Source organism: Geodermatophilus sabuli (genome assembly GCF_900215145.1).
Classification (GTDB): domain Bacteria; phylum Actinomycetota; class Actinomycetes; order Mycobacteriales; family Geodermatophilaceae; genus Geodermatophilus; species Geodermatophilus sabuli.
This window is the reverse complement of sequence record NZ_OBDO01000005.1, coordinates 21,274-43,592: the sequence shown is the minus strand read 5'-3', so window position 1 is coordinate 43,592 and position 22,319 is coordinate 21,274. Positions and strand designations below refer to the sequence as shown.

Here is a 22,319-nt window from a genome sequence, read left to right as displayed (position 1 = left end):
GCCGCCCGGAGACGACGTCCCCGGGCGGCTCCCCGTGCTGGCGGTGGCGGTGGGATTTGAACCCACGGAGGCTTGCACCTCACACGCTTTCGAGGCGTGCTCCTTCGGCCGCTCGGACACGCCACCGCCGAAGAGACTACAGGCCCCGCTGACGGCGGAAGAACGCGCGTAGGAGCGTGGCGGACTCCTCGGCCCGGATCCCGCTGGTGACCTGCGGGCGGTGGTTCAGCCGGCGATCGCGGACGACGTCCCACAGCGAGCCGGCCGCCCCGGCCTTGGGGTCGTCGGCGCCGTAGACCACGTGGCCGACCCGCGCGAGCACGCTGGCGCCGGCGCACATGGTGCAGGGCTCCAGGCTGACCACCAGCGTCGTCCCGGTGAGCCGCCATCCGTCGCCGTGCACGCGGGCGGCGGCACGCAGGGCCAGCACCTCGGCGTGCGCGGTGGGGTCGCCCCTCTTCTCCCGCTCGTTGGCGGCCTCGGCCAGGACGGCGCCGTCGGCCCCGAGGACGACCGCGCCGATCGGCGTGTCGCCCCACTCCACCGCGGCCGCGGCGAGCTCCAGCGCACGTCCCATCGCGCCGTCGAGGAGCGCGGCGTCGAGGCCCGGGGTCACCGGGTCGTCCCGCGGGAGCTCATGGCCCCGCCACGGTCAGGAGGTCGAGGCCGACGACCTCCGAGAGCTCCGCCAGCGCCGCCGCGGGGTCGACCACCTTGATCGTGTGCATGCCCATGGCCCGGGCCGGCTTCAGGTTGATGCCCAGGTCGTCGAGGTAGGCGCAGTCCGCCGCCTCGACCGGCCGGCCGACGGCGTCGGAGAGCCGGGTCAGCGCCCGCCGGTAGATCTCCGGCTCCGGCTTGCGCACCCCCTCCAGCGAGGACTCCACCACCGCGTCGAACAGCTCGAGCAGCTCCCCGAGCCGGCCGGTCCGCTCCATGGGCGCGACGTTGTTCGACAGCAGCGCCAGCGGCAGCCCGGCGTCCCGGAGCCGGCGCACGGCCCGCACCATCTCCGGTCGCACCTCCCCGGCCAGGGCGGCGAGCACGCGCCGGGCGTCCAGCCGGTGCCCGGCGGCCAGCGCCTCGGCCTCGAAGGCGTCGACGAACCCGGCGGCGTCCAGCTCGTTGCGCTCGTAGCGGGCCCAGGCGTTGGTGTCGGGATCGGTGCTGTTCAGCCGTCGGATCAGCCCCTCCGGCAGCCCCGCCTCGGCCTCGTAGGCGGTGAACGCCGGCATCGGGCTCTCGGTGATCACCCCGCCGAGGTCGAACACGACGGCGCCCACCCGCGCGCTCACGGCCGCACCGCCGCGGCCAGCTCGTCGGCGAAGCCCAGGCGGGCGGCGATCGCGGCGACCATCTCATCGGCCCACAGGTCGTCGGCGGTCACGATGGTCCGCAGCTGGTCGGCGGGCAGCCCGTCGTCGGAGAAGACGTCGAGGTCACCGCCGGGCCAGCCGGTCTCGTCGTCGTCGAAGGCGCCGTCGGAGTCCACCGCGATGCCGTACCGCTCCACGACCTCGGCGGCGAGGATCCACTCCTGCATGGTCGCGTCGGAGATCAGCGCCCGCACCAGCCCGCCCGGGCCGTGCCGGAGGACGACGAAGTACAGCCGCGAGTCGACGACGACCACGAACGGGCCCGGCCAGCCACCCGCGCCCGGGTCGCCCAGCGCCCGCTCGAGGACGGGCAGCTCGTCCCCGGCGTCGGCGGCGAGCAGCTCCACGTGCCAGCGCCCGTCGGGGCGGCTGACCCGCACCGCCCAGCTGGCGCGCACCTCGGCGTCGCTCATCGCTTGCGCAGCATGGTCAGCCCGTCGGACAGCGGGAGCAGCACCGTCTCCCAGCGGGGATCGGTGGCCAGCGCGGCGTTGAGCTCGACGATCGCCCGCTGGTTGTCGTCCTGCGGGTCGAGCACGCCGCCGCCGGACAGCGTGTTGTCCAGGAGTACCACCCCGTTGGCGGTCATCCGCGGGTGGAGGTCGTCGACGTAGTCGGCGTACCCGGTCTTGTCGGCGTCGACGAACGCCAGGTCGAAGGTGGGCTCGGCCGGCAGCGCCCGCAGCGACTCGTGGGCGTCGCCCAGCCGCAGCTCGATCCGGTCGGCCAGCCCGGCGCGGGCCCAGTACCGGCGGGCGATCGCCGTCCACTCCTCGCTGACGTCCAGGCACAGCAGCGAGCCGTCCCCGGGCAGGCCGCGGGCGACGCAGAGCGCGGAGTAGCCGGTGAAGGTGCCGATCTCGATCGCCCGGCGGGCCCCCAGCGCGCCGGTGAGCAGCTGCATGAAGGTGCCCTGCTCGGGGGCGATCTGGAACGTCGCGGGCACCTCGCCGCGGTCGGCCAGGGCGGCGGTCTCGGCCAACAGGTCGGCGACGACGTCGTCCGGCGGCTCGGAGGAGGCCCGCACGTAGTCGCCCAGCTCCGGGGTGAGGAGGAAGGACCGCGGCGTCATGGCACGTGGGGATGGAGGAGCGGGTAGGCCATAGCCTCTGATCATGGCCGATCCCGCGCCCGACGACGGTGCCGACGTCGACCCCACGCTGTTCGCCCGGCTCGCGGCCGACCCGCTGGCCGGGCACCTGGGCATCGTCCTGGAGCAGGTGCGCCCCGGGTACGCGCGCGCCGCGATGACGGTGGGGCCGCAGCTGCTCAACGCCGTCGGCACCGCGCACGGCGGCGCGACCATGGCGCTGCTCGACGTCGTCCACGCGGCGGTCAGCAACAGCCACGGGACGGTCGCCGTCGCGCAGGACGTGCACACCGAGTTCCTCGCCCCCGGCCGCCCCGGCGACCGGCTGGTCGCGGAGGGCATCGAGGTGCACCGCAGCAGCCGCACCGCCGTCTACCGCATCGACGCGCGCGCCCAGGACGGCCGGCTGGTCGCCACCGCGCTGGCCCGCGTGTTCCGGACCGAGCGCCCCTGGGAGACCGCGTGACGACGCGTTCGCGAGCATCGCAGCGCACTCTGCGAGCGAGCGCAGCGGTTGCGGAGTCGCGCCGCGGAGGGACCGCGTGACCGCCTCCTTCCCGGTGCCGACCATGCCCGCACCGCCGGTCGGCGTGGTCGGCCTCGGCCAGCTCGGCGGGTCGCTGGCCGCGGCCCTGGTCGCCGCCGGGCGCACCGTCACCGGCTGGGACGTCGACCCCGCCGCCCGGGACGCCGCTGCCGCGCGCGGGGTGCGGATCGGGCGGGAGATGGCCGGTGTCGTCGTCCTCGCCGTCCCGCTGCCGGCGATGGCCCGTGCGCTGGACGGGCTGGCCGTCGACCCCGACGCGACGGTCACCGACCTGGGCTCGGTGAAGCTGCCGGTCCTGGCGGAGCTGGGCGCGGCGTACGGCAGCCGCTACGTGGGCGGGCACCCCATGTGCGGCACCGAGCGCACCGGCCACGAGGCGACCGACCCCCGGCTGTTCACCGGCGCCCGGTGGGCGGTGTGCCTGGAGCCGGGCACCGACCTCCCCCGGTGGCTGCGGGTGGCGGAGGTGGCCCTCGCCGCCGGCGCGGAGGTGGTGCCCGTGACCGCGGCGGAGCACGACGACGCCGTGGCCGCGATCAGCCACGTGCCCCATCTGCTGGCCGCGGCGCTGGCGGCGGCCGCCGGGGAGGCCGGTCCGCTGGCCCTCGCCCTCGCCGCCGGCAGCTTCCGCGACGGCACCCGCGTCATCGCCAGCGACCCCGCGTTCGTCACCGCGATGGTGGAGGGCAACGCCGTGCCGACGGCGGCGGCGCTGGCCCGGGTGCAGGCCCAGCTGGCCCGGCCCTGGCCGGAGCTGGTCGCCGCCGGGCACGCCGTCCGGACGGGGGCGCCGTCGGCGCTGCGCGCCCTGCGTGTGCCGCTGGAGCGGTCGGCGCTGCTCGCGCTGGGCCGGGCCGGCGGAGCGGTCACCCGGCGGCTGGCCGCGTTCGTCGAGGGGTACGTGCCGGACGTCGGTTGACGCCGCCGGGAGCATCGCAGGGAGCGCCAGCGACCGAGGAGCGGACCGGGGGCGGAAGCCGACCCGTGTCACCGCGCTGACCGGTTTCGGTCGCCGGGCGGCGGGCAGGGAGCAGGCATGGACGACAGCGAGATCCGAAGCCGCATCGAGGCCCTCGTCGAGGAGGAGCGCGGGCTGCGCGAGAACGGCGAGCACACCGACGAGCAGCGCGCCCGGCTCCGGCAGATCGAGGAGGACCGCGACCAGCTCTGGGACCTGCTCCGCCAGCGGGACGCCAAGCGCCAGTACGGCGAGGACCCGGACGAGGCCTCTCCCCGCCCGGAGCAGCAGGTCGAGGGCTACCTCCAGTAGCGCCGCCGCCGGCATCGCGCGTCCTGGCACGTCCCCGGATGGGCGCCGGACACTTCACGCGTGAAGTGTGGGCCGGTGATCTTGGGGTAGAGCCCGCTGGGGTCCAGCGCGGGCCCCTCGGCGATGGGAGCGGGAATGGTGCACGCGGCACGGACCATGCGGCGGGCAGTGGTCACCGGCGGCGCGGGGTTCCTCGGCTCGCACCTGTGCGAGCACCTGCTCGACCGCGACGTCGAGGTGGTCTGCCTGGACAACTTCCTCACCGGTTCCCCGCAGAACGTCGCCCACCTCCTGGAGCGGCCGGGGTTCCGGCTGGTGCGCTGCGACGTCACCGACTTCGTGCACGTCCCCGGCCCGGTCGACCTCGTGCTGCACTTCGCCTCGCCGGCCAGCCCGCTGGACTACCTGAAGATGCCGATCGAGACGCTCAAGGTCGGCAGCCTGGGCACCCTGCACACCCTCGGGCTGGCCCACGAGAAGGGCGCCCGCTACGTCCTGGCCTCCACCTCCGAGGTGTACGGCGACCCGCTGGTGCACCCGCAGACCGAGGACTACTGGGGCAACGTCAACCCGGTCGGCCCGCGCGGGGTCTACGACGAGGCCAAGCGGTTCAGCGAGGCGATGACGACGGCGTACCGGACGTCCAAGGGCACCGACACCGGCATCGTGCGGATCTTCAACACCTACGGGCCGCGGATGCGCCCGGACGACGGCCGCGCGATCCCGGCGTTCGTCGGCCAGGCGCTGTCCGGCCGGCCGCTGACCGTCGCCGGGAACGGCTCGCAGACCCGGTCGATCTGCTACGTCGACGACACGGTGCGCGGGATCCTCGCCATGGCCTTCTCCGATGAGACCGGCCCGGTGAACATCGGCAACCCGGACGAGCTGTCGATGCTGCGGCTGGCCGAGTGGATCCGTCAGCTCACCGGCTCCTCCTCCCCCATCGAGTTCATCGACCTGCCGGTGGACGACCCCAAGGTGCGGCGCCCCGACACGACCCGCGCCGAGGAGCTGCTCGGGTGGCGGCCCCAGGTGCCCTCGGAGGAGGGGCTGCGACGCACGGTGGACTGGTTCGCCGCGCAGCAGCGGACGGCCGCGGCCCAGGCGGTGTGACCACAGAGTCAGCAGACGCATCTACCCTGTGAGGGGCGGTCGCGGGGTCGCCGGGGACGCCCTGACCGACCGAGCCACAGGGAGCTGCACGCATGGGCCGCCACGCCGACAGATCTGCCGGCCGGAGGGTCGCGGGCCTGACACCGCAGGTCCTCGTCGCCGTGGCGGTGGCGGCCGTCGTGCTCGTCGCCGCCGGCATCACCTGGTGGGCGGTCGGCTCCGGTGACGGCGACTGCGCGCGCACCGACGTCGTCCGGGTGGCCGTGGCCCCGGAGCTCGCGCCGGTCGCCGAGCAGGTGCTCGCCGGCGCCGAGGGGCTGCGTGAGCAGGACTGTGCCTCCGCCCAGGTGACCGCGCAGGAGCCGCTGCAGACCGTGGGTGACCTGGGCGCCCTCGAGGCGGCCGACCTGCCGCACCTGTGGGTGCCGGACTCCTCGCTGTGGCCGGCCCGCGCCGGCGAGGCGCCCCTGGAGACGGCCGGGTCGGTGGCGACCTCGCCGGTCGTGCTGGCGACCAGCCGCGCCGCCGTCGACGCCCTGGGCTGGTCCGCCGAGCCGCCCGGCTGGGGGGAGGCCCTGGCCGGCGAACAGTCCCTCGCCGTCCCGGACCTCGCGACCAGCGCCGAGGGGCTGGCCGCGCTGAGCGCCGTCCGGACCGCGTTGGGCGCGGACGAGGACGCGGACAACGCCGTCGTCCAGGCGGTGCTCGCCGCTGAGCGGGGCCCGTCGGTCTCCCCCGCCGCGGCCCTGGAGGCCGGCAGTGCCGACGACGTCGACGCCCCGCTGGTCCCGGTGAGCGAGCAGGAGGTGGTGGCCACCAACGCCGGCGCGGAGGACCCGGCGCTGGTCGCCGTCTACCCGCGGGAGGGCAGCCCGTCCCTGGACTACCCCGTCGTGCGGGTGGGCTCGGCCTCCGGCGCCGACGCCGCCGCGGTCAACGCCGCGGTGCGGGCGCTGACCTCCGACGCGGCGCGCACCGCCGTCCTCGACGCGGGGTTCCGCGACGCCGACGGCACCCCGCCCACCGGCGCCGGACCCTCAACCGGGATCCAGGAGGCCGCGCCCGAGGCGCTCCTGCTCGACCCCGGGCAGGTGCAGTCGCTGCTGGGGCAGCTCGCGGAGCTCGCCGCGCCGTCGCGCATCCTGACCGTGTTCGACGTGTCCACGTCGATGGAGGCCCCGGCCGGTGGCGGCACCCGCGCCACCCTCGCCCGCGACGCCGCCAAGAGCGCGCTGTCGCTGGTCCCGGGCAACTTCGCGCTGGGTCTGTGGGTCTTCGCCAGCGAGCTCGAGGGCGACCAGGACTGGACCGAGCTGGTGCCCACCCGGACCCTGGAGACGCAGACCGACGGGCGCGAGCAGCGCGACCTGCTCGACGAGCAGCTCGACAGCATCCCCGACCGGCTCACCCCCGGCGGCACCGGCCTGTACGACACGACGCTGGCCGCCGTCCGCGCGGCGCGGGCCGACTACGACCCGACCGCGGTCAACAGCGTCCTCATGGTCACCGACGGCACGAACGAGGACGACGGCCTCTCGCTCGAGGCGCTGCTCGAGACGGTGGCCGAGGAGACCGATCCCGAGCGGCCGGTGAAGGTCATCGGCGTCGCGCTGGGCCCGGACGCCGATCTCGACGCGCTCGAGCAGATCGCCGCGGCCACCGACGGCGCCGCCTACTCCGCCGTCGACCCGACCGCGCTGCAGACCGTCCTGTTCGACGCCCTCCGGCAGCGCGAGGGCTGAGCCCCGCGCCGGGCCCGAGGATCACCTGCCGGGTGACGTCAGCAGGGAGTCCAGCGCGGCCGTCACCTCGTCGACGGTGATCCGGGCCAGCGCGGGGTCGAGCTCGGTCCCCCACGGGTCCCCGGTGCCGTCGCCGTGCCAGAGGACGACGTGCAATGGCGTCCCGTCCCGCCCGACCCGGGGCGGTGGCCCCCACAGTGCCGGGGACACCGGCCCGAACAGCACCACCGACGGACGTCGGTAGGCGGTGGCCAGGTGCGCCATCCCGGTGTCACCGCTGACCACGACGCGGGCGCCGGCCACCACCGCGGCCAGCTCCAGCGTCGTCGTCCGGCCGGCGAGCACCGCCTCCTCCCCCAGCCCGGCCGCCGCGGCCACCTGCCGGGCCAGCGGCACCTCGGCCGGGCCGCCGGTGACCCGCACGTCCAGGCCGGCGGCGGCGAGGTGGCGGGCGACGGCGGCGAACCGTTCCGGCGGCCACCGGCGCCCGAGGAACGCCGCGCCGGGGTGCACCAGCGCCACGCCGGCCGGGGCCGGGGCGGGCACGGCCGGCACGGCGAGGTCGAGCGCGTCCGGGTCGGCGTCCACCCCGAGGCCCTCGGCGACCAGCCGGCACCAGCGGTGCACCTCGTGCTCGTCGGGGAACCAGGTGGGGCCGGGGTAGCCGGGACTGCCGAAGGTGAGCAGCCGGTCCGGCGACAGGTCGGCGACGACCACGTGCGAGGCCGGGCCCTTGCCGTGCAGGTCGACGGCGAGCTCGGGCGGCGGACCGGCCCAGTCCAGCGGCTCCAGCTCACGGGAGGGCAGCACCTCGTCGACGGCGTCGACCAGCCCGGCGAGGGGCTCGAGCGCGGTCGTGGTCGCCAGCACCAGCCGGTGGTCGGGCACCGCGGCGCGGACGGCCCGGATCGCCGGGACGCCGGTCAGCAGGTCGCCCAGCCCCAGCGGCCGCAGGACGACCGCCACCGGCCGCCCGTCGCGTCGATCCCCGCGGGGACCGGCAGGAAGGGGGTCCTCACTCACACCCGGGAACGCTCGACCAGGGCGGTCGTGGAGTGGCCGTCCAGGTAGGGCAGCACCACGGCCTGGCCGCCCCAGCGCCGCAGTACCGCGGCCTCCGGGAGGTCCGCGCCCGCGTAGTCCCCGCCCTTGGCCCACACGTCCGGGCGGATGCGGTCGAGCACCTCCGCCGGGGTGTCCTCCTCGAACACCACGACCGCGTCGACGAACTCCAGCGCCTCGAGCACCCGCGCCCGGTCGGGAGCGGTGACCAGCGGTCGCGACGGGCCCTTCAGCCGGCGCACCGACTCGTCGGAGTTGATGCAGACCACCAGGCAGTCGCCGAGGCCGCGGGCCGCGCGCAGGGTGGCGACGTGCCCGGGGTGCAGCAGGTCGAAGCAGCCGCCGGTGGCCACCACGGTCCCGCCGGCGGCGCGCACCCCGGCCAGCAGGACGTCGACGTCGGGGTCGGCGACCACGTCCAGCGCCGGCGCGGTCGGGGTGCCCGGTCGGGGCCGGTCCCAGGACGACGCGCCGCCTCGACCGACGAACGCCGAGGCCGCCGCCACCGCCGCGGCGACCGCCTCCCCGGTCACGGCGCCGTCGGCCAGCGCGAGCGCCGCCGCGGCGGCGAAGGAGTCCCCGGCGCCGCACGGGTCGCCGCCGGTCACCGGCACCGCGGGCACCACCATCGGCGCGCCCTCGCCGTAGGAGAGCAGCGCACCGCGGGCGCCGAGGGTCACCGCGACCGCCCCCACGCCCCAGTGCCGGATCAGCGCCTCGGCGCGCGCGCCGACCGCGGCCAGCCCGTCGCCGTCGACGGGCACGCCCACCCCGGCCGCCACCCGGGCGGCCTCGGCGCCGTTGGGCGTGACCAGCCGGGTCTGCGGAACGGGATCGGCACCGCGCGGGTGGGGGTCCCAGACGATCGGCCCCCCGGCCTGCGCCAGCGCGGCGCGGACGTCGGCGGCCGCCGTCGTCCCCCGGCCGTAGTCGGCCACCAGCACCGCCGCGGCGTCCCGCAGCACCGTGGCCGCCTCCTCCGGGAGCGGGTCGAGCATGGCCGCGGGGGCGCCGCTGTCCAGGCGCACGACGGAGTGGTCGCCGACGCGGACCCGCTGCTTGACCGCGGTGCCGCCGGTGGCCGGGATCGCCACCAGCCGCACCCGGCCGTCGAGCAGGGCGCGCAGCCGGGCCGCGCCCGCGTCGTCGGCCATCGGCGCGACCAGCACCACGTCCCGGCCGGTCAGGCCCGCCGCGATCACCGCGGCCAGCGCCGCGCCGCCGGGGCGCTCGCGGGTCTCGACGTCCTCCACCACCGGCACCGGGGCGTCCGGCGTCAGCCGGGAGGCCGTGCCGACCAGGTCGACGTCGAGCAGCGCGTCGCCGACCACCACGAGCGGCCCCGTCACTGGACCACCCCGATCCGGCTCACCGGCACCCGCGCGGGCTCGGCGAGCACGGCGGCGTCGAACGCGGCGCACACCAGGTGGAGGGCGACCAGGTGGCACTCCTGCACCGTCGCCGTCCACGGGCTGTCGATGCAGACCGCGTCGTCGGCGGCCGCCGCCAGCGGGTTGGGCGCCGGCCCGGTCATGGCCAGCACGGTGATGCCGCACTCGCGGGCGCGGCGGGCGGCGGCGACGGCGTTGGGCGACCGCCCCGACGTCGACAGGAGCACCAGCACGTCGCCGGCCCGCCCGTGCGCCTCCACCTGACGGGCGAACAGCTCGTCGGCCGGGTAGTCGTTGGCGATCGCGGTCAGCGAGGAGGTCTCGGCGGTCAGGCAGATCGCGGAGAACGGCGGCCGGTCGGCACGGTAGCGGCCCACCAGCTCGGCGGTCAGGTGCTGGGCCTGCGCGGCGCTGCCGCCGTTGCCGGCCGCCAGCAGCCGGCCGCGGGACTCCCCGCACAGGACGTCGGCGATCAGCCGGCCCCACCGGTCCAGCGCGTCCAGCTGGCCGTCCAGGGACCCCAGCGCGGCGGTCAGCGACGCGACGTGGTCGGCACCGGTCAGGTGCGTGCACGTGTCCGGTGACACGACCTCGCGGGCCTCCGACAGAGGGGCGGGGTTCATCGGGCGACCTCCACGGGGTTCGTGTCGTTCCCGGAGCGGACGGGGCCGGCCAGGACCTGCCGGTAGACGGTCTCGGTGTCGGCGACCACGCGGGCCCACCGGTAGCGGGAGCGGGCCCGGCGGACCCCGGCCGCGCCGTAGGCGGCCCGGCGGGCGTCGTCGGCCAGCAGCGCGGCGAGGACCGCGCCGAGGCGGCCGTGGTCCCGCGGGGGGACGAGGTCGCCGGTGACGCCGTCGGCGACGGAGTCCTGCAGCCCGCCGACGGCGGTGGCCACGACCGGCCGCCCGCAGGCCATGGCCTCCAGCGGGGTGATGCCGAACGGCTCGTACCAGGGCACCGCCAGGACGACGTCGGCCGAGCGCACCCACGCGGGGACGTCGGCGCGGGCCACCGCCCCGGTGAACACCAGCCGGTCGGCCACCCCCAGCGACGCGGCGACCGCGCGCAGCCGCTGCACCTCCGGGTCGGCGTCCAGGCGGTCGGCGGGCGGGCCGCCGACGACGACCAGCTCGGCGCCGGGGACGGCGACCAGCGCCCGGACGGCGTCCTCCTGGCCCTTGCGCTCGACCAGCCGGCCCAGGACCAGCAGCCGCTGCCGCCCCTCGGTGCGGGGCGCGACCGGGCCCCTCGGCGTGAAGACGGCGGTGTCCACGCCGCAGGGCACGATCGAGGCGCGGTCGCTGTCCAGGCCCAGGCGGCGCAGTTCGAAGAGCTCGTCGGAGCAGGTGGCGACGACGTGGCTGACGGTGCGGCATAGCGACCGCTCCAGCTCGATCCGTTGCGCGGGCGAGGTGTCGGCCGCCCCCTGGTGGCGCCGCTTCACCGAGCCGAGGGCGTGGAAGGTCTGGACGACCGGGATCCGTCCAGCGGCGGCGATCGAGGCCAGGCCGCTCATCCAGAAGTGCGCGTGCACCAGGTCCGGCGGTGCTGCGGCCCAGGTGCGCCGCAGCACCGAGGCGAACTCGGGCATGTGCCGCAGCAGGTCGTCCTTGGGCAGCACCCGCTCGGGCCCGGCGGTCACGTGGGCGACGTCGTAGCCGTCGGCGGTGGTCACCCGGTCCGGCTGGTCGGGGTCCTCCCGGCGGGTGTGCACCGTGACGTCGTGCCCGCGGCGCGCCAGCCCGGCGGCGAGAGCGGCGACGTGCACGTTCTGGCCACCTGCGTCGACCCCGCCGATCGCGGCGAGCGGGCTGGCGTGCTCGCTGACCAGGTCCACCTTCACCGGGTCACCTCGCCAGGGAACCGGCGCACCGCACCGGGGGAGCCGGGTACGTGGGTCGTCATCGAGTGACCTCCGCGAGAAGGTGGTCCCAGTCGGTCAGGAAGCGCTGCAGGCCGTACCGCTCCAGTGCCGCGGCCCGGGCGGCCTTGCCGGCCAGCCGGGCGGCGTCCTCGTCGTGCAGGAAGGTGCGGACCGCACTCCAGAGACGCTCCGGGTCGGTCGAGAGCACGCCGGCCTCGCGGGGCACCGCCTCCACCGCCTCGGTGGTGGCCAACCCGACCACCGGCATCCCCAGGTGCATCGCCTCCAGCAGCGACAGGCCCAGCGACGTCCAGCGGACCGGGTGCACGTAGACCCGGCGGCGGGCCAGCTCGGCGTGCATGGCCGCCTGCGGCGGGTCGTCGAACAGGCCCACCCGCGCGGGGTCGAGGCCGTAGCGCTCGTGCAGCCCGGTCAGCCCCATGCCGAAGACGTCGACCGGCGCGACCGCGGCCAGCCCCGGGAGCAGGTCGGCGCCGACCGTGCGACCGCGGCGCACCGGCTCGTTGGTGACGACGGCGGCGCGGGCCAGCTCGCCGGTCCAGCGCTCGCCGGGGTCGACGATGCCGTGCTCGATGACGGTGGTCGGGGCCCGCCCGTTGTCGTAGAAGAGCCGGTTGAAGTGGGTGACGTGCGCGATCGGGATGTCGCCGCGGTCGGCCAGCGGGTGCCGGGTGTGCGGGACCGGCCCGTCGTCGGGCTCCAGCCCCGGCGCGTTGTGCTCGAGGAACACCGCGGGCAGGTCGCGGCCGGGCTCGCGGCCGAGCCACTCCCGGGCCAGCTCGAGGTCGCGCACCCGCTGCAGGACGACGACGTCGACGTCCTCGCCGCGCAGCTGCTCGGGGGACACCTCGCGAGCCGACGCCGGCCAGTCCCAGGTGCGCGCCCGGCCCAGCCCGTCCGGGCTTCGACTGCCCCCGGGGCCCGCCACCACCGGCAGCAGGTACTCGTGCGGACCCTGGACGAACGCCGTCGTCCACGAGCCGTGCACGTGCCAGAGCAGGACCTTCACGGGGCGACCACCTTCTCGACAGCCGCGACGACGTCGGCCGCGGTCACGGACGTGAGGCAGGGGTGGCCCGGCACCGGGCACTCCCGGGCCCGGGTGTCGCGGCAGGGCGCGTGCTGGTCGCCGAGCAGCACGGTCGGCACGCCGTAGGGCGCCCAGCGGGCGGCCGGGACGACCGGGGCGAACAGCGAGACGACCGGCGTCCCGACGGCGGCGGCCAGGTGCGCCGGGCCGGTGTTGCCCACGACGACCGCGGCCGCGCCGTCCAGCAGGGCCGCCATCTCCGCCAGGCTCGTGCCGCCGCCCAGGTCGACGCCGCGGGTGCCGGCGACCAACGCCGTCAGCTCGCGCTCGGCCGGGCCACCGGTGACCAGCACCCGGTACCCGGCGGCGGCCAGCGCGTCGACCGCCTCGGCGCAGCGCTGCGCCGGCCAGGCCCGGGCGGGGACGCTCGCCCCGGGGTGCAGCACGACGTACCCGGGCGACAGGTCAGCGTCCCCGGGTCCGTGCGCGACCGGGGGCAGGGGCCGGCGCACCTCCAGCCGGCCGTCGTCACCCGGCGGCAGCTCGAACCCGGCCGCGCGGGCGAGGGACAGGGCCCGCTCCGGCTCGGGGACGTCGTCGTCAACCCGGTGGCGGACGTCGAGCAGCGAGCCGGGGTAGTCGACGCTGATCGCGGAGACCCGCGGGACACCGGCCGTGCGGAGCACCAGCGCCAGGGGCAGGGGCGACTGGTGGAAGGAGGTGGAGACGACCGCCTCGTCGGGCGCCAGGGCCCGGACCCGATCGGTGAGCGCCGCCAGGTCTGCGGGGTCGACCGGCGGCGGGTCGCCGAGGATCCAGGGGCAGGACCACGTCCAGACCTCGTCCACCCCGGGCAGCAGGCCGGCGGCCTCGGCGCCGGCCGGCCCGGCGAGGAAGACGACGCGGTCGGCGCCGGCGGCGAGGGCCCGGACCATCGGCCCCTGCACCAGCACGTCCCCGGCCGAGTCGAGCCGGGCCACGAGCACGGTGCGGCCCACGCGTGCTCCTCGCCGGCGCTCGTCAGTCGTGTTCGCCCGAGCTGCTGCGCCCATGGGTGAGCTCGCGAGCTCGCTCACCACTCACCGGCCAGGACGGCGCCCACCGCGTCGGTCAGGGTGGCGGCGCGGCGCGGGGCGGCGGCGACCTCGGACTTCCGGGTGACCGGGGTCGGGACCATGATCGACGAGGCGCCGGCGGCGGCCGCGGCATCGACGTCCGCGGCGATGTCGCCGATCACCACGCACCGCGCGGGGGCGACGTCGAGCTCGGCGCAGGCGGCCTTGACCATGCCGGGCGCGGGCTTGCGGCAGGCGCAGCCGTCGTCGGGCCCGTGCGGGCAGACCTGGATGGTGTCGAACGGCCCGAGCAGCTCCTCGAGCCGGGCCATGCAGGCGTCGACCTGCGCGCGGGTGATGAGGCCGCGGGCCACGCCGGACTGGTTGCTCACCACGCCCACCCGCACCCCGCGGGCGCGCAGCGCGTCGACGGCCTCCCGCGCCCCCGGCACCGGCGTCACCAGCGCGGGGTCGCCGTTGTACGGGTAGTCGCGGACCAGGGTGCCGTCGCGGTCGAAGAGCACGAGGTCGGGCAGCCCGCGCCAGGGCCGCACCCGGCGGTGCCGCACGATCCCGCGCACGAAGTGCCAGGTGGCCAGCGGGGGGATCGCGGTGCTGGTGGCGAGCATGGTGGTGACCTCGGCGCGGTCGCGCGGGCCGGGGGCGATGCGGGCCCAGGCGAACTCGGCGGTGCCGGCGGCCCAGGCCAGCGCGGCCACGGCGGCGGCCCGCGGCCGGCGCGCGGCGGCCAGGCCGAGCGCGGCGACACCGGCGGCGGTGACGGCGAGGTGCTGCGGGCGGCGGCCGAGCGGAGCATCGGCGCGCTCGCGCCAGTCGGCCCCGTGCAGCCGGCGCATGAGGACGTCGTCGGCGTTGCCCGCCTGCACGCGGAGGCTGACCCACCGGTCCACCGGCCGCACCGGGTGGGTGATCCACCGGGTGCCCCGGGTGAGCCGGGCACCGGTGTCCATGACCCGCAGCGCGAGGTCGGAGTCCTCGCGGAACGCGCGGGGGAAGCGCTCGTCGAAGCCGCCGACGGTGGCCAGGGCGGCGCGGCGGTAGGCGAGGTCGGCGGTGATCCAGGAGCTGGTGGCCAGGCCCGCGGTGCCGCGCTCCCAGTCGGTGGGCCGGCGGCCCTCCGGCAGGGGCACCCGCACCCGGCCCTGGCTGCCCGCGACGTCCGCGGGGAGCGCGGCCAGGTCCTCGGCGAGCCGCTGGTACCAGTCGGGGTCGGGGACGACGTCGTCGTCGAGGAAGGCGATCCACTCGGTGCGGGCGGTGCGCCAGCCCAGGTTGCGCGCGCGGGCGGGGCCGCCGCCCCCGGTGCGGACCACGCGGACCGGCGGCAGGCCCGGCCGGTCCGGCTGCAGGGGCGCGCCGGTGGGCCGGTCGTCGACCAGGACCAGCTCGGCGGGGCGCGGGCCCGGGGCGGCCGCCAGGGCGTCGAGCAGCACGTCCAGCGACGGGCGGCCGACGGTCGGCACGACCACGGAACACCGCTCGATCCCCACCTGCATGTCCCGCGTCCTGCCCGGGGGGTGGGGGTGGGAAACACTACGAGCTCGAAGTGTCCCCCGGACGGGTGCGCTCGGCTCCCCGCAGGGACCGCCGCGGGCGGGCGAGTGGCGGGGGCAGGGGGTCCTTCCTCAGCGGCGGATCCGGGCCGCCGCCGAGACCCGCGCGAGGGCGTCGGTGACGACCGCGGCGTCGTCACCGAGGAGGGTGAGCAGGTGCGCGACGAGACCGTCGTGCGTGGGCGCGGCCGCCGCCACCCGGGCCCGGCCCTCGGGAGTGAGCCGGGCGTGCAGCAGCCGCCGGTCCCCCGCCGTCCGCTCGCGGATCACCAGCCCCTCGGCGACCAGCCGGCCGACGGTGCTGGTGACCCCTGCCCGCGACAGCCCCAGCGCCTCGGCCAGCTCGCCCATGGTGGCGCGCTCGGCGGGCGCCTCGGCGATCCGCCGCAGCGCCTCGAAGCCGGTCAGGGAGATGCCGTGCTCGCGGTGCAGGGCGGAGTCGACGCGGTGGGTGAGCCGGTCGTGCACCTGCACGATCCGCAGCCACGTCTCGGCCGGGAGCGGGCCCGCTCCGGGTACCCGGGAGACGTCGTCGGTGGGGAGGTCCTGCGCGAGGGCGTCCTCGGGGGCGGGCACCGTCCCATCGTCGCCGACGACGCGCTCAGGCGCTCCCGGTGGAGGGCGGGCCCGGTGCCCGCCGCGCCCGGCGACCGGGAACGGCAGCCAGCCCGGCACCCGCGCCGAGCAGGGCGATCCCGGCGACGACCACCGGCAGGGCGACCCCGCCGTCGGGCCGCGGGAGCGAGGTCGGGGCGGCGGCGACCTGCAGCTCGTCCGCCGGGGTGGTGGCGCCCGGGCCGGGCACCGGCATGGGCACCACGCCGATCTCGGGGTCCACGACCTCCGGCACCGTCCCCGCGTCGAGGGCCGGGGACGGCACGGCCGCGGCGGCGGTCGGCGGGGCGATGGCCGCGCAGTCCTCGGCGGCCGGGCGGGTGAAGCTGTAGCCGTCGAGGGCGTCGACGTAGGAGGTGCCCGACCCGTCGAGGGCGGTGTACGCCAGCCCCGGGTCGATCGTCTCGCCCCAGTCGACGTCGCCGGTGGCGAGCACGACCACCTGGCCGGGATGCACCTCCGCGGCGTCCTCCCCCGCGGGCAGGCGGGTGGTCGTCAGCGTGACGGCGAAGGCGACGGCGCCGCCGGTGACCTCGAGGACGACGCCCCCGGGTCGGCAGCTGGGGCCGTGGGTGACCCGCGCGTCGGGGCGGGTGGGGTCGTCGACGGCGAGCGCCGGTGCGGCGCCGGCGACGCCGGCACACGCGAGGAGTGCGAACAGGACCGCGGTGTTCGCGGTCCTGGTGAGGACCGGCACGTGTACTTCCCCCTGGATCGTGCTGCCCCGCGTCATCCACGATGCGCCGGTGCGGTTCCCATGATGACGCGCGGGAGGCCTCCGTGGCGGGGGGTCACCGACTTGTGCGCGTGTCGCTGCGGCGTGTCGACGAACAGCCGGTCCGGAACGTCCCGGTGCCTGTGACGGGAGCCTCACTACGGTGGCCGGGTGGACTCAGCAGCGGGTGCCGGACGCCGCCGGCAGGACGAGGTGTACCGCGCCGGGGTGTACGGCCGGCGCCCCCGGGTGCCGACGGCGGCCCGGGCGTTGCAGCGTCGCGCCCGGCAGCAGCTGACCGCCCGGGCCTACGCCTACGTGGCCGGCGGCGCCGGGGACGAGGCGACCCAGCGGGCCAACCGGGCGGCGTTCGACCGGTGGGCCGTCGTCCCCCGCGTGCTGCGCGACGTCGGCGTCCGGGACACCTCGGTGGAGCTGTTCGGACGGCGGCTGCCCGCCCCGGTGCTGCTCGGCCCGGTCGGCGCGCTGGAGCTGGTGCACCCGGAGGCCGACCTCGCGGCGGCGCGGGCGGCAGCCGGGCTCGGGGTGCCGATGGTGTTCTCCAACCAGGCGTCGGTGGCGATGGAGCAGTGCGCGGCGGTCATGGGCTCCTCGCCGCGCTGGTTCCAGCTGTACTGGTCGACGTCCGACGAGCTGGTGGAGAGCCTGGTCGGTCGGGCCGAGGCCTGCGGCTGCGAGGCGCTGGTGGTCACCCTCGACACCACGATGCTGGGCTGGCGGCCGCGCGACCTCGACCTCGGGCACCTGCCGTTCGCCCTCGGCAAGGGGATCGCGCAGTACACCTCCGACCCGGTGTTCCGCCGGCTGGTCGAGGAGCGGGTCGCGGGGGCCGCGGTCCCCTCGCCCGCGGAGCCGGCCGCCGCGGCCGGCCGGGACCGGCAGCCGCGGCCGACGGTGGCGGCGGTGCGGGCGCTCATCGGGATGGCGCGGGCGTGGCCCGGGCCGCTGCTGGAGAACCTGCGCTCACCGCTGCCGCGGGCCGCCGTCGAGACGTTCCTGGCGATCTACTCCCGGCCGTCCATCACCTGGGCCGACCTCGCCTGGCTGCGGTCCCGCACCCGGCTGCCGGTCCTGCTCAAGGGCGTGCTGCACCCCGACGACGCCCGGCAGGCGCTCGACGCGGGGGTGGACGGCGTGGTGGTGAGCACGCACGGCGGGCGCCAGGTCGACCGGTCCGTCGCCGCCCTGGACGCGCTGCCGGACGTGGTGGCGGCCGTCGCCGACCGGGCGCCGGTGCTGCTCGACAGCGGGGTGCGCAGCGGCGCGGACGTCTTCACCGCGGTCGCGCTGGGTGCCCGCGCGGTCCTGCTCGGCCGGCCGTACGCCTACGGGCTGGGGCTGGCCGGCGAGGAGGGCGTGCGGCAGGTGGTGTCCGACGTCCTCGGGGAGTTCGACCTGACACTGGGGCTGACGGGGCACACCGCGGTCGGCCAGCTGGGCCCCGAGGTGCTCCGCCGGGTGGGCTGAGGCGACACGCCACGCCACCCTTGACCCCGGCGAGTGGCGTGGGTCACAGTGAGGACGGGCGGGGGTAGCCGGCAACGAGTGGCCTCCCACTGCTGGGAGGACCGACCAACGCGGCCAGACCGTCAGGACCGGCCCCTCGCCCCTCAACGTCGGTCCACGTCGACCGGACGCCTCCACGCACGCCCGGCCCGTGCGGGCATCTCCTCCCGCGCACGCTCGTGCCCTGCATGCCCGGTGCACGCAGAGCACGGCCTCCCCGGAGAGGGTTGTCCCGGTAGGGCGCGACCAGCGGTCCGGCGCGGTCCGGGATCGGGAGCGCGCCGGGCCCGGGGCTCAGGCGGCGGCCGCGCGCAGGTCGCCGCGCTCGAGCAGCCAGGCCACCAGACCGCCCGCGACGAGTCCCCAGAAGGCCGAGCCGATGTTCAGCAGCGTCACGTCGGCGACGGTGACCAGGAAGGTGACCAGCGCGCCCAGCGTGAGGCGGCCGGCGAACGCGGCGACGAAGGAGGCCTGGAGCACCCGGAGCATCGCCAGCCCGGCGAGGGTGGCGACGAACGCCGCCGGCGTGCCCAGCAGCAGGTCGGTGGCCAGCGGCGAGAAGACGCCGAAGACGACGGCCAGCAGCCCGCAGACGATGCCGGCCGCGTAGTGCCGCGACCGCTCCCCCGAGGCCGAGAGCAGCGCGTTGGTGGGCCCGGTCAGGCAGGTGGAGACGCTGCCGACGGCCGCGGTGAGCAGCGACCAGACACCGCAGGCGACGGTGATGGCGGTGACCGGCGGGGCGTGCCCGGCCGCGCGCAGGACGGCGACGCCCTGCCCGTTCTGGACGACGATGACGGTGATCGCCAGTGGGACGACCAGCTCCAGCAGCGCCTGCACCGACCACTCCGGGGCCTGGAACACCGGCGCGGCCAGCCACGAGGTCGCCTCCGGGCCGGCGTCGAACCGGCCGGAGAACGCCACCGCGACCGCCCCGACGACGAGGACGGCGAGCAGCGGCGGCACCACCCGCGCGAGCCCGGGCAGGGCACTGACCACCAGGAAGGTGAGCACCATCGGCCCGGCGACGGCGAGGTCGTCCTCGATGGCGTGCACGAGGTCCAGGCCGAAGCGCAGGAACACCCCCGCGACCATCGCCATCACGATCGGCATCGGGATGACCGCCATGAAACGGCGTACCCAGCCGGTGAGGCCGAGGACGACGATCAGCAGCCCGGTCGCGACGAAGGCGCCGAGCACCTCCGGCCAGCGCAGGTGCGTCAGCGCCGGGCCGACCAGGACGGTGCCGGGGATGGTCCAGAAGAACGACAGCGGCTGCCGGTACAGCCAGCAGGCCACCACGGTGAGGACGCCGTTGAGGGAGAAGCACCCGAACAGCCAGGACGCCAGCTGCTCGCGGGTCAGCCCGCCCGCGCTGCCGACGGCGAGGATGACGGCGACCGGGCCGGTGGCCGCGAAGACGAAGCCGATCAGGCCGTTGGCCGCATAGACGGCGCCCAGGTCACGGACCACCTGCCGAGGACCGGGGACGGGCCGGCCGGGGCGCTCGAGCAGGTGCTCGGGATCTGCCATGCCGCCCCCCGGGTCGTGTCCTCCCCGGCATCCTGGCCCCCTGCCCGCCGGGGGGCAGGTGGTGGGTGGCGCCCGGTGGGTCAGGTCACGTTGCGCCGCATCCGCTCGAGGATGGCGGCCACCCGCGCGAGGTCGGCGGGGTCCAGGCCGGCGCGCAACCGCTCGTCGTGCTCCCGCGCGGCGTCCCGCAGCCGGTCGAACAGCCGGAGCCCCGCGGGGGTCAGTTCGACGTGGCGCACGCGACGGTTGCCCGGATCCCGGCCGCGGGCCACCAGCCCCGCGGCCTCCATGGCGTCCAGTTGCTGGGTCAGCGTCGCGGCGCGCACGCCGAGCGCGTCGGCCAGTTCCCGCTGGCTGGTCACCGGCCCCGGGCGCAGGGCGAGCAGCACCAGCCACACCGTCCGCGAACCGCCGGCTTCGGCGAGGCGGGCGTCGAACGCCCGGCCGACCTCGCGGGCGACCCGGGAGAGGAGCAACCCGATCGGCGGGCCGCCGGGCGGTCGGGGCACGCGTCCACGCTAGCAGGACCGTTCGATGCCTGACCTTTCGGTACCGAACGATCCCGCGTACGGTCGGAGTCGGCCGACCCCCCTCGCCGAGGAGTGCCGCGATGACCGCGACCGCCACCGCTCCCGCCGTGCGGCTGCGCCTGGGCCGCGACACCCGCCGCCTCGTCCTGCTGGTGCACCTGGTCTGCTCGCTGGGCTGGCTGGGTGCCGACGTCGTCCTGGGCGTGCTCGCGGTCACCGCGTTCACCTCCGCCGACCCGTCCGTGGTGGCGTCGAGCTACACGGCGCTGCGCACCTTCGCCGTCCCGGTGCTGCTCACGCTGGGGCTGGGCAGCCTCGGCAGCGGCGTCCTGCTCGGACTGGCCAGCCGCTGGGGCGTCGTCCGGACCCGGTGGGTGCTGGTCAAGCTCGTCATCAACGTGGTGCTCGTGACCCTCGTGCCCGTCCTGCTGCAGCCACAGGTGGCCGAGGTCGCGACCCTGGTCCGCGCGGCCGACCCCGTGCTGGCCGCCGACCTCGGCCGCGGCCCGATCGACCTGCTGTTCCCGGCGTTCGTGTCCGGCGCCGCGCTGCTCGTCGCGACGGTGCTCGCGATCTGGAAGCCCTGGGGCCCGACCCGACGCCGCACCACCGGCGCCAGCAACACATCGCGCCCCCGACCTCGGTGAGGGCGGGGGCGCGGTGCTGTCTCAACCAGACGTGCACCCGAAGGGATTCGAACCCCTAACCTTCTGATCCGTAGTCAGATGCTCTATCCGTTGAGCTACGGGTGCCTGGTGTTCAGTTGTCGTGCGCGGAGGCTCCGGGATTTGAACCCGGGATGGGGATTAACCCAAACCGCATTAGCAGTGCGGCGCCATAGACCGGACTAGGCGAAGCCTCCCGGGGTCCGAGTCCCCCCGGAACCACCGAGGAGAGAGACTACCAGCGCCTCCCACGGTGCTTCACGGGGGGCCGGACCCCGGCCTCAGACGACGGCCGGCTCGGCCGACGGCACAGCCACGCGAGCGGCTCGCCGGCCCGGCAGCAGCGTCACCGTCACCGCCAGCGCCGCCCCGGCGACGGCCAGCAGCAGGCTGCCGGTGACCCCGGCCGAGCCGTCGATGAGCGCACCGCCCAGGGCCGCGCCGACCGCCGAGGCGCCGGTGGCCATCGTCGACAGCCAGGTGAACGCCTCCGTGGTGGCGTGCGCGGGCGCCAGCGAGCCGACCAGCGAGCTCTGCACGGTGAGGGTCGGCGCGATCGCCGTCCCGCCGAGGAAGAGCAGCGCACCCAGCACCCACGGACCGGATGCCACGGTGAGCGGGGCCAGGCCGATGGTGACGCCGAGCAGCAGCCACCGGTACTGCCGCGGCAGGGAGGCACTGACCACCCGGGCGCCGAACCACAGGCCGCCGCCGACCGAGCCCAGCGACCACAGGCCCAGTAGGACGCCGGACATCCCCGGCGTGCCGGCGGCGTCGGCCCACGCCGGGATCGCCACCTCGAGGGCGCCGAAGCCGAGCATCAGCGCCGCGCCGCTGCCCAGCAGGCGCGGCATGCCGGGGCTGAGCACGGTGGCCAGCGGGTGCGCCCGCTCGGCGGCCGGCGCGGGGACCCAGCCGTGCATCGCCCGGGACGTCGCGATGCCGAGTGTGCCCGCGACGGCGAGCACGCCGGCGACGCCCAGCGCCCACGCCGGGGCGGCGAGGACGGCGAGCGCGGCCACGACGGTGGGGCCGGCCACGAAGACCAACTCGGTGGCGGTGGCGTCCAGCGCATAAGCCGTGGTGCGCACCCGCGGGTCGACCCGCGACCACAGCGCCCGGACGGTGCCCGACACCAGCGGCGTCGCGGCCCCGGCCGCCGCGGCGGCGGCGACGATCGCGGCCGTCGGCGCACCGCCGAGGACGACGGCGACCAGCAGCGCCAGCAGCAGCGGGTAGGCCGCCGCCTGGGCGAGGAGGACCGGGCGCGGGGTGCGCCGGTCGGCCAGCCGGCCCAGCACCGGCGCCATCGCCGCCATCGCCAGGCCGTACGCGGCCGACGCGACGCCGGCGACGGCATAGGAACCGGTCTGCTGCTGCACCATGAGCAACAGCGCCAACGGCACCATCGCCGACGGGAGCCGACCGGCGAAACCGGCCAGGAGCAGCACCGGGGCGGACGGCAGCCGCCAGACGCTGAGGTACGAACGCACGACGAACCCACTTCGAACGAGCAGATGAGGAAGAGTAGGGGGCCAAACCTCGTTGACCACCTACAGGCTAGGGATGCGACGGTAGGGAGTCAAATGAGATACG

General features: G+C 76.7%; 23 protein-coding genes and 3 tRNA genes. 7 read left to right on the top strand and 19 right to left on the bottom strand.

Going from position 1 to position 22,319, the window contains the following annotated elements; genetic code table 11:
* Positions 1-38 precede the first annotated feature (38 nt).
* The 5 genes from CRP39_RS12460 to CRP39_RS12440 all read right to left on the bottom strand — a co-directional run bounded on the left by CRP39_RS12460 (position 39) and on the right by CRP39_RS12440 (position 2,448).
* Positions 39-126 (bottom strand) — tRNA-Ser (locus CRP39_RS12460).
* Between the two features lie 10 nt (positions 127-136).
* Positions 137-616 (bottom strand): nucleoside deaminase, encoded by a 480-nt coding sequence (locus CRP39_RS12455; protein ID WP_216359716.1) that lies wholly within the window; start codon positions 614-616, stop codon positions 137-139.
* Positions 617-635: 19 nt separating this feature from the next.
* Complete coding sequence (locus CRP39_RS12450; RefSeq protein WP_097206720.1) at positions 636-1,295, bottom strand: HAD-IA family hydrolase; 660 nt, start codon at positions 1,293-1,295, stop codon at positions 636-638.
* Complete coding sequence (locus CRP39_RS12445) at positions 1,292-1,789, bottom strand: tRNA adenosine deaminase-associated protein (RefSeq protein ID WP_097206719.1); 498 nt, start codon at positions 1,787-1,789, stop codon at positions 1,292-1,294. Before CRP39_RS12445 ends, CRP39_RS12450 begins: the two co-directional genes overlap by 4 nt.
* Positions 1,786-2,448 carry an O-methyltransferase gene (locus CRP39_RS12440; protein ID WP_097206718.1) on the bottom strand — a complete coding sequence of 221 codons (663 nt, stop codon included), beginning with the start codon at positions 2,446-2,448 and terminating at the stop codon, positions 1,786-1,788. Before CRP39_RS12440 ends, CRP39_RS12445 begins: the two co-directional genes overlap by 4 nt.
* A 43-nt stretch (positions 2,449-2,491) precedes the next feature.
* On the opposite strand from CRP39_RS12440, the gene CRP39_RS12435 reads away from it, so the two are divergent.
* The 5 genes from CRP39_RS12435 (at position 2,492) to CRP39_RS12415 (ending at position 7,138) form a co-directional block, all read left to right on the top strand.
* Positions 2,492-2,932 (top strand): PaaI family thioesterase, encoded by a 441-nt coding sequence (locus CRP39_RS12435; protein ID WP_097206717.1) that lies wholly within the window; start codon positions 2,492-2,494, stop codon positions 2,930-2,932.
* 76 nt (positions 2,933-3,008) lie between these two features.
* Positions 3,009-3,932, top strand: a complete 924-nt coding sequence (locus CRP39_RS12430; protein WP_245853815.1) for a prephenate dehydrogenase/arogenate dehydrogenase family protein — start codon at positions 3,009-3,011, stop codon at positions 3,930-3,932.
* Between the two features lie 117 nt (positions 3,933-4,049).
* Entirely contained in the window at positions 4,050-4,283 is a 234-nt protein-coding gene (locus CRP39_RS12425) for a DUF2630 family protein (protein ID WP_097206716.1), read from the top strand.
* A gap of 135 nt (positions 4,284-4,418) precedes the next feature.
* Positions 4,419-5,396, top strand: coding sequence for a UDP-glucuronic acid decarboxylase family protein (locus CRP39_RS12420; protein ID WP_097206715.1), 978 nt, complete (start codon positions 4,419-4,421; stop codon positions 5,394-5,396).
* Between the two features lie 92 nt (positions 5,397-5,488).
* Positions 5,489-7,138, top strand: a complete 1,650-nt coding sequence (locus CRP39_RS12415) for a VWA domain-containing protein (RefSeq protein WP_097206714.1) — start codon at positions 5,489-5,491, stop codon at positions 7,136-7,138.
* Positions 7,139-7,159: 21 nt separating this feature from the next.
* Here the strand turns inward: CRP39_RS12415 and CRP39_RS12410 are convergent, their stop codons facing one another.
* The 9 genes from CRP39_RS12410 to CRP39_RS12370 all read right to left on the bottom strand — a co-directional run bounded on the left by CRP39_RS12410 (position 7,160) and on the right by CRP39_RS12370 (position 16,450).
* Positions 7,160-8,104, bottom strand: coding sequence for a glycosyltransferase family 9 protein (locus CRP39_RS12410; protein WP_097206713.1), 945 nt, complete (start codon positions 8,102-8,104; stop codon positions 7,160-7,162).
* Between the two features lie 53 nt (positions 8,105-8,157).
* Entirely contained in the window at positions 8,158-9,549 is a 1,392-nt protein-coding gene (rfaE2, locus tag CRP39_RS12405) for a D-glycero-beta-D-manno-heptose 1-phosphate adenylyltransferase (RefSeq protein ID WP_097206712.1), read from the bottom strand.
* Positions 9,546-10,214 (bottom strand): D-sedoheptulose-7-phosphate isomerase, encoded by a 669-nt coding sequence (locus CRP39_RS12400; protein WP_097206711.1) that lies wholly within the window; start codon positions 10,212-10,214, stop codon positions 9,546-9,548. Before CRP39_RS12400 ends, rfaE2 begins: the two co-directional genes overlap by 4 nt.
* Positions 10,211-11,437 (bottom strand): glycosyltransferase, encoded by a 1,227-nt coding sequence (locus CRP39_RS12395; RefSeq protein WP_097206710.1) that lies wholly within the window; start codon positions 11,435-11,437, stop codon positions 10,211-10,213. The genes CRP39_RS12400 and CRP39_RS12395 overlap by 4 nt, the downstream gene beginning before the upstream one ends.
* A gap of 58 nt (positions 11,438-11,495) precedes the next feature.
* Positions 11,496-12,488 carry a glycosyltransferase gene (locus tag CRP39_RS12390; protein WP_097206709.1) on the bottom strand — a complete coding sequence of 331 codons (993 nt, stop codon included), beginning with the start codon at positions 12,486-12,488 and terminating at the stop codon, positions 11,496-11,498.
* The gene (locus CRP39_RS12385) at positions 12,485-13,507 is read right to left on the bottom strand and encodes a glycosyltransferase family 9 protein (RefSeq protein ID WP_245853814.1); all 1,023 of its coding nucleotides are present in this window, start codon (positions 13,505-13,507) and stop codon (positions 12,485-12,487) included. The genes CRP39_RS12390 and CRP39_RS12385 overlap by 4 nt, the downstream gene beginning before the upstream one ends.
* 74 nt (positions 13,508-13,581) lie before the next feature.
* A complete protein-coding gene (locus tag CRP39_RS12380; protein WP_097206707.1) occupies positions 13,582-15,081 on the bottom strand; it encodes an HAD-IIIA family hydrolase in 1,500 nt (499 codons plus the stop codon).
* Positions 15,082-15,210: 129 nt separating this feature from the next.
* Entirely contained in the window at positions 15,211-15,714 is a 504-nt protein-coding gene (locus CRP39_RS12375) for a MarR family winged helix-turn-helix transcriptional regulator (protein ID WP_097206998.1), read from the bottom strand.
* Positions 15,715-15,739: 25 nt separating this feature from the next.
* On the bottom strand, positions 15,740-16,450 hold the full coding sequence (locus tag CRP39_RS12370) for a hypothetical protein (protein ID WP_097206706.1): 711 nt from the start codon (positions 16,448-16,450) through the stop codon (positions 15,740-15,742).
* A gap of 189 nt (positions 16,451-16,639) precedes the next feature.
* Here CRP39_RS12370 and CRP39_RS12365 point away from each other — a divergent pair, with 189 nt between their 5' ends.
* Positions 16,640-17,956 (top strand): alpha-hydroxy-acid oxidizing protein, encoded by a 1,317-nt coding sequence (locus CRP39_RS12365; protein ID WP_097206705.1) that lies wholly within the window; start codon positions 16,640-16,642, stop codon positions 17,954-17,956.
* A 333-nt stretch (positions 17,957-18,289) separates the two neighbouring features.
* Here CRP39_RS12365 and CRP39_RS12360 read toward each other — a convergent pair whose 3' ends face one another.
* Together CRP39_RS12360 and CRP39_RS12355 are read right to left on the bottom strand one after the other, a co-directional pair.
* Positions 18,290-19,528 carry a benzoate/H(+) symporter BenE family transporter gene (locus CRP39_RS12360; RefSeq protein ID WP_097206704.1) on the bottom strand — a complete coding sequence of 413 codons (1,239 nt, stop codon included), beginning with the start codon at positions 19,526-19,528 and terminating at the stop codon, positions 18,290-18,292.
* A gap of 80 nt (positions 19,529-19,608) precedes the next feature.
* Positions 19,609-20,037, bottom strand: coding sequence for a MarR family winged helix-turn-helix transcriptional regulator (locus CRP39_RS12355; protein ID WP_097206703.1), 429 nt, complete (start codon positions 20,035-20,037; stop codon positions 19,609-19,611).
* Between the two features lie 101 nt (positions 20,038-20,138).
* Here CRP39_RS12355 and CRP39_RS12350 point away from each other — a divergent pair, with 101 nt between their 5' ends.
* Complete coding sequence (locus CRP39_RS12350) at positions 20,139-20,705, top strand: hypothetical protein (RefSeq protein ID WP_097206702.1); 567 nt, start codon at positions 20,139-20,141, stop codon at positions 20,703-20,705.
* Between the two features lie 32 nt (positions 20,706-20,737).
* Here CRP39_RS12350 and CRP39_RS12345 read toward each other — a convergent pair.
* The 3 genes from CRP39_RS12345 to CRP39_RS12335 form a co-directional block, all read right to left on the bottom strand.
* A tRNA-Arg gene (locus CRP39_RS12345) sits at positions 20,738-20,810 on the bottom strand.
* 21 nt (positions 20,811-20,831) lie between these two features.
* Positions 20,832-20,920: transfer RNA gene (locus tag CRP39_RS12340), tRNA-Ser, on the bottom strand.
* An 84-nt stretch (positions 20,921-21,004) separates the two neighbouring features.
* Positions 21,005-22,216 carry an MFS transporter gene (locus CRP39_RS12335; protein ID WP_097206701.1) on the bottom strand — a complete coding sequence of 404 codons (1,212 nt, stop codon included), beginning with the start codon at positions 22,214-22,216 and terminating at the stop codon, positions 21,005-21,007.
* Between the last annotated feature and the right edge of the window lie 103 nt (positions 22,217-22,319).